Annotated in this window: 5 protein-coding genes; 3 read left to right on the forward strand and 2 right to left on the reverse strand. The window is 65.1% G+C overall.

Annotated elements, in window-relative coordinates:
• Window positions 1-559: 559 nt before the first annotated feature.
• Entirely contained in the window at window positions 560-1,780 is a 1,221-nt protein-coding gene (locus VGD20_RS19300) for a polyhydroxyalkanoate depolymerase (protein WP_331135997.1), read from the reverse strand.
• A gap of 276 nt (window positions 1,781-2,056) precedes the next feature.
• Between VGD20_RS19300 and VGD20_RS19305 the strand changes: the two genes are divergently transcribed.
• From VGD20_RS19305 to VGD20_RS19315, 3 genes are all read left to right on the forward strand, one after another.
• Complete coding sequence (locus tag VGD20_RS19305) at window positions 2,057-2,314, forward strand: YjhX family toxin (protein ID WP_331135998.1); 258 nt, start codon at window positions 2,057-2,059, stop codon at window positions 2,312-2,314.
• Window positions 2,315-2,433: 119 nt separating this feature from the next.
• Entirely contained in the window at window positions 2,434-4,233 is a 1,800-nt protein-coding gene (locus VGD20_RS19310; RefSeq protein ID WP_331135999.1) for an ABC transporter transmembrane domain-containing protein, read from the forward strand.
• A gap of 3 nt (window positions 4,234-4,236) precedes the next feature.
• Window positions 4,237-4,800 (forward strand): DUF1993 domain-containing protein, encoded by a 564-nt coding sequence (locus VGD20_RS19315; RefSeq protein ID WP_331136000.1) that lies wholly within the window; start codon window positions 4,237-4,239, stop codon window positions 4,798-4,800.
• A gap of 25 nt (window positions 4,801-4,825) precedes the next feature.
• Here VGD20_RS19315 and VGD20_RS19320 read toward each other — a convergent pair whose 3' ends face one another.
• Complete coding sequence (locus tag VGD20_RS19320; RefSeq protein WP_331136001.1) at window positions 4,826-5,263, reverse strand: biopolymer transporter ExbD; 438 nt, start codon at window positions 5,261-5,263, stop codon at window positions 4,826-4,828.
• Between the last annotated feature and the right edge of the window lie 127 nt (window positions 5,264-5,390).

Raw genomic sequence — 5,390 nt, forward strand, 5'->3', positions numbered from 1 at the left:
TCACATCGAACTGCCCGAGTCGCGAGCAGGCGAGCGCGGCCTTGACCAGGCGCGATTGCCGCGGCTGGCGCTTGTCGGCGGAAGAGGGAGAGGCAGGAGAAGCCTCGGGATTCGACATGCACGACCAACTTCTGTCGCCCGATCCCCACGTCGGCCGATGATTGTGGTCCCTGATCACCCGTAACGGAGGAAGGTAAATTTTCGTTATAGACGTTCGGTGATAATCGCTCGCGATGCATTCCTGTTCCACGGCGAGACACTCGCGCCGGAGACCGCCGTCGGCGAAGTCCGCTTTGGGGTGGGGAGCTGTCCTCTCGTGCACCCCGGCGAAAGCCGGGGCCCATCTCCCCACGGCGCTACTGGGCCCCGGCTTTCGCCGGGGTTCACATCGGCCGTTTCCAGTCCTTCGTCATCCCGGACTTGATCCGGAATCCATCGCAGCGCTGAAGTCGTGGACCCCGGATCAAGTCCGGGGTGACGAGCAGAGCCCATCCTCCCTGTCGCGCAGCGATGGGGAGGTGGCAGCGCGAAGCGCTGACGGAGGGGCAGTTCCCAGTCGCTACCCGCCGTGCGTCCGAATCCATTTCTCGACGACCGGTGCAATTTCCTCGCGCCACTTGCGGCCGTTGAAAATACCATAGTGGCCGACGCCCTTCGCCATCAGATATTTCTTCTTCTCGGCCGGCAGCGCCTTGGCGATCGTCAGTGCCGCCTTGGTCTGGCCGATCCCCGAAATATCGTCGCGTTCGCCTTCAATCGCGAGGATCGCAATATCCTCGATGACGCCGACGTCGACCGGTTGGCCGCGGTGCGTCATCTCACCCTTGGGCAGCAGGTGGCGCTGGAACACGACATCGACCGTCTGGAGGTAGAATTCGGCGGTCATGTCGCACACCGCCCGATACTCGTCATAGAATTCCTTGGTTTTGTCGGCGCTCTCGCCGTCGCCGTCGACCAGATGTTTGAACATCTCCCAATGGCTCATCATATGGTTGCCGAGGTTCATCGACATGAAGCCCGCCAGTTGCAGGAAGCCCGGATAAACGCGGCGCCCCGCACCCGGATACCAGGCCGGGACGGTCGCGATCACATTTTCCTGGAACCAGGCGTAGGGCCGCGTCATCGCATGGTCGTTGACCGCGGTCGGCGCCTTGCGCGTGTCGATCGGCCCGCCCATCATTGTCAGCGTCTTCGGCCGGCACTTGTGCTTGTTCGCCGCCATGACCGCCGCAGCGGCAAGGCTCGGAACCGACGGCTGGCACACCGCCAGCACATGCGCGCCGGGGCCGATATGCTCGAGCCACGAAACCAGATAATCGACATAATCGTCGAGGTCGAACCGGCCGGCTTCGAGTGGGACGTTGCGCGCGTCGCGCCAGTCGGTGATCCACACGTCGTGGCCCGGCAGCATGCGTTCGACCGTGCCGCGCAGCAGCGTCGCATAATGGCCCGACATCGGTGCGACGATCAGCAGCCTGGGCGCGTCTTTCGATCCCTTGTGCTTGAAATGCTTGAGCTGGCCGAAGGGCTTGCGCGCCTCGATCGCTTCGGTCACGCGCACCGTCTCGCCGTCGACGACCGTCTCGTACAATTCGAACCCCGGCTTGCCGCGCGGCGCCGACGCATGCGCGAACACCTCGAGCGCCGAGGCGAACATCGGGCTGCCGCTGAAATAGCCGAGCGGATTCGCGGGATGCTGCATCGCCTGCGCCCCCGCGGTCGCCAGTGCGCTCGCCCCCGCGAGCCAGTTCTTCTGCATGTCAAAGGCGTGATACAGCATATTCGGATCGTTCCTTGGTTGCCCCGGCGGCGCTCTCCGGCGCCTGCGCGTTGGTTAGTAGTCTAGGCGTTCCGTCTCATTGTGCAATGCATCAAAATCATTGCGGGACAGGGTGATTGCGAATATTCTGCACGGAGTGGCGCACGATGCGCCGATGGAGTGAATATGTCTGAGATTGCGGGCAACCGCTAACATCCCGGCGTAATCGGGATGTACGCAGCGCGCGGGCCAACGGGTTCGCGCGCTTCTGTTGCTTGAAAATCCCGGACATATCCCATGAATATCTCGAAAGCGGAGCAGCGTATGCTCCATGTGCTGGCGCAAGGCGGCATGATCCGCCATCGGCGCGGCGAAGACGGCCACATTATCGAAGCGCTTTGCTTTACGCGCGACGGCTTCGTCCTCGCGAACACCGGCTTGTCCTTGTTCAACCGGTTGCGGCGACGCGGCTTCATCGCCTCGCAGAACGGCGCGCCGTACCGCATCACCCAGGCGGGTCTGCGCGCCGTCCGCGCGCAGCTCGACAACCGCTGATCAAAAGGGGGAGCGCGGCGCCATCGCCGCGCTCCCTTGAGCGCTGCTTCAAAGCGCATGAAGCAGCGCCGCATTCTGCATCGTTGAGCCGAGCCATCGCCGCTGCTAGGGGCGGTGCGATGGCTAGCCAATCCGATCTTTCCGACACGAAAGCCCCCGCCGAACCCCGCCGCAAGCTCGGCAGCCTGCGGATGATCTGGCACTATGCCAGCCGCTATCCGCTGCAATTGCTGATCGCGGCGGTCGCGCTGGGAGTCGCGGCGATCGCGACGCTCGCAATTCCCTATCAATTCAAGGAAATGATCGACAGCGGCTTTGTCGCCGGCGGCGGCGACGTCGCACCGCACTTCCGCTTCTTCTACCTCATCGTCATCGCGCTCGCGGTTGCCACCGCGCTCCGTTTCTATTTCGTCAGCTGGCTTGGCGAGCGCACCGTCGCCGACATCCGCGAAGCGGTCCAGCGCAACCTTCTGCGCCTCGCCCCCGGCTTTTTCGAGGAAAACCGCCCGTCGGAAATCGCCTCGCGCATGACGTCGGACACCTCGATCATCGAACAGACTGTCGGCACCACCGTCTCGGTCGCGCTCCGCAACACGGTGATGGGGATCGGCGGTATCGCCTATCTCTTTTCGCTCTCGCCGGGGCTGACCGGCGGCATATTGCTCGGCATTCCCGTCATCATCATGCCGATCGTGCTGCTCGGGCGAAAGCTCCAGAACGTCTCCCGATCGAGCCAGGACCGCGTCGCCGACATCGGCGCGACCACCGCCGAGCAGCTGGGCGCGATGAAGATCGTTCAGGCCTTCGGGCAGGAAGACCGCGAAGCCGAGCGCTTCACGACCGCGGTCGAGGCCAATTTCGCCACGGCCAAGCGCCGCATTCGGCTGCGCGCAATGATGACCGCGATCGTCATCGGCCTGCTCTTCGGCGCGATCACCACCCTGCTCTGGTATGGTGCCGAGGGCGTCGCGGCGGGCACGATCACCGGTGGCACGATCGCCGCCTTCGTTCTGACCGGCGGGCTCGTGGCGGGCGCATTCGGCGCGCTTACCGAAGTCTATGGCGACCTGCTCCGCGCCGCGGGGGCGGCCGAACGGCTGAGCGAACTGCTCAACGCCGAAGCGAGCATCGCACCACCGGCAAAGCCGCGCCCCTTCCCCGAACCACCCGTCGGCACGCTCGAGTTCGCCCATGTCGAATTCCACTATCCGACGCGCCCCGACGCCCCCGCCCTCCACAATTTCTCGCTCGCGATCCGCCCGCGCGAAACCGTCGCGATCGTGGGGCCCTCGGGCGCGGGCAAGTCGACGCTCTTCCAGCTCGCCGAGCGCTTCTACGATCCGCAGGGCGGGCAGATCCTCCTCGACGGCGTTCCGCTGACCGAAGCCGACCCCGCCGACATTCGTGCGCGTATCGCGATGGTGCCGCAGGAAACGGTCATCTTCGCCGCCTCGGCACGCGACAATCTGCGCTACGGCAATTGGGCCGCGACCGATGAGGATTTGTGGAACGCCGCCCGCGCCGCCAATGCCGAGGAGTTTCTGCGCAAGCTGCCGCAGGGTCTCGAGACCTTCATGGGCGAAGGCGGTGCGCGGCTCTCGGGCGGCCAGCGCCAGCGCGTCGCGATCGCGCGCGCCCTTCTCCGCCGTGCGCCGCTGCTGCTGCTCGACGAGGCGACGTCGGCGCTCGACGCCGAGTCCGAAAAGCTGGTGCAGGACGCGCTCGAAACGCTGATGCACGACCGCACGACAATAGTCATCGCGCACCGCCTCGCGACCGTGCGCGCCGCCGACCGCATCATCGTGATGGACGACGGCCGCATCGTCGAAGAAGGCAAGCATGATGCGCTCGTTGCCGCCGACGGCCTCTACGCGCGCCTCGCGCGGCTTCAGTTCCAGGACAATCCCGCCGCCGCCTGACCCATGTTCGATCGACCGAAGGAAATGATGATGCTCTACGACCTGACCGTACCGGCCTGGCAGAATGGCCTGAGAGCTTTGTCGGGAGAATTGTCGAAGGCCGGCGCATGGGGCGCTGACAACGGCATCGGCGAACTGCAGTTCGCGGTCGCGCGCCTCGCCCCCGACATGTTCCCGCTCGCCGCGCAGGTCCGCTTTACCTGTGTGCAGGCGCTTCAGCCGCTGAGCCGGCTCGGGGGCCTTGCGATTCCGGAACTTCCCGAGGATGCGACCGATTTCGCCGGGATGCAGCAACAGATCGCCGCGACGCTGGCCGTTCTCGATGCCGTCGATCGCGCCGCGCTCGGCGAGGATGGCGAGCGGTCGGTCAGCTTCGACCTGCCGAACGGCATGGTCTTCGACATGAGCGCGTTCGCTTATGTTCGCGACTGGGCGGCGCCGCAGTTCGCCTTCCACCGCGTCGCTGCCTACGCGATCCTGCGCCATATGGGGGTGCCGCTCGGCAAGGCCGATTATGTCGGCTATATGATGCGCTATCTGCGACCGGGAACGGCCCCCGCCGCCTGAGGCAGCGGGAAACCGCACCCGAAGCTCAGATCAGGCCAGCGTAATTCTGGATGCCGGGAAAAGCGAGTTTCGAGCCGCCGTTGCGCCGGATCGCCCCGATCGCTTCGTCGACGCGCAGGTAACGCGCCCGCGCATCGGGTTCGAGCAGGATCGCCGCGGGTTCGGCGCGCTCCGACGCCTGCCGCGCGAGAACGCCCAGCTCGGCGAGATCGATCGCTTCGTCGTTCCAGCGGATCACGTCACTCGTATCGATCGTGACGCGATTCTGGTCGAATATCCTGGCGGGCACCTCGCCGATCGGCAACGTCACGTCGACGCTGTGCGTCGGCGGCGGGATGGTAATGATGAACATCACCAGCATCACCAGCATGACGTCGATCAGCGGCGTGGTGTTGATGTCGGGATCGCCATTGGGGTCGGCGCGAAAAATGCTGCGATGGAACATGCTGCGGCGTTTGCGCATCGTTTCTCTCCCGCTCGGGGGCACACGCGCCGCGATTGACGGGCGCCCGCCCCTCATCGAGGGCCCAAGACCATCCCGCGCCCTCGACGTAATGGTATATCATAATTCCGCGCGAGCAAGAGGAAAT

Origin of the sequence: Sphingopyxis sp., from assembly GCF_036402335.1 — a bacterium.
In the GTDB taxonomy this organism is placed as follows: Bacteria; Pseudomonadota; Alphaproteobacteria; order Sphingomonadales; family Sphingomonadaceae; genus Sphingopyxis.

What these genes read in the sequence shown, in the direction of transcription:
- VGD20_RS19310 (WP_331135999.1), top strand. Translation starts at nt 2,434, where the DNA reads ATGGCTAGCCAATCCGATCTTTCCGACACGAAAGCCCCCGCCGAACCC.
- VGD20_RS19305 (WP_331135998.1), top strand. Translation starts at nt 2,057, where the DNA reads ATGAATATCTCGAAAGCGGAGCAGCGTATGCTCCATGTGCTGGCGCAA.
- VGD20_RS19320 (WP_331136001.1), bottom strand. Translation starts at nt 5,263, where the DNA reads ATGCGCAAACGCCGCAGCATGTTCCATCGCAGCATTTTTCGCGCCGAC.
- VGD20_RS19300 (WP_331135997.1), bottom strand. Translation starts at nt 1,780, where the DNA reads ATGCTGTATCACGCCTTTGACATGCAGAAGAACTGGCTCGCGGGGGCG.
- VGD20_RS19315 (WP_331136000.1), top strand. Translation starts at nt 4,237, where the DNA reads ATGTTCGATCGACCGAAGGAAATGATGATGCTCTACGACCTGACCGTA.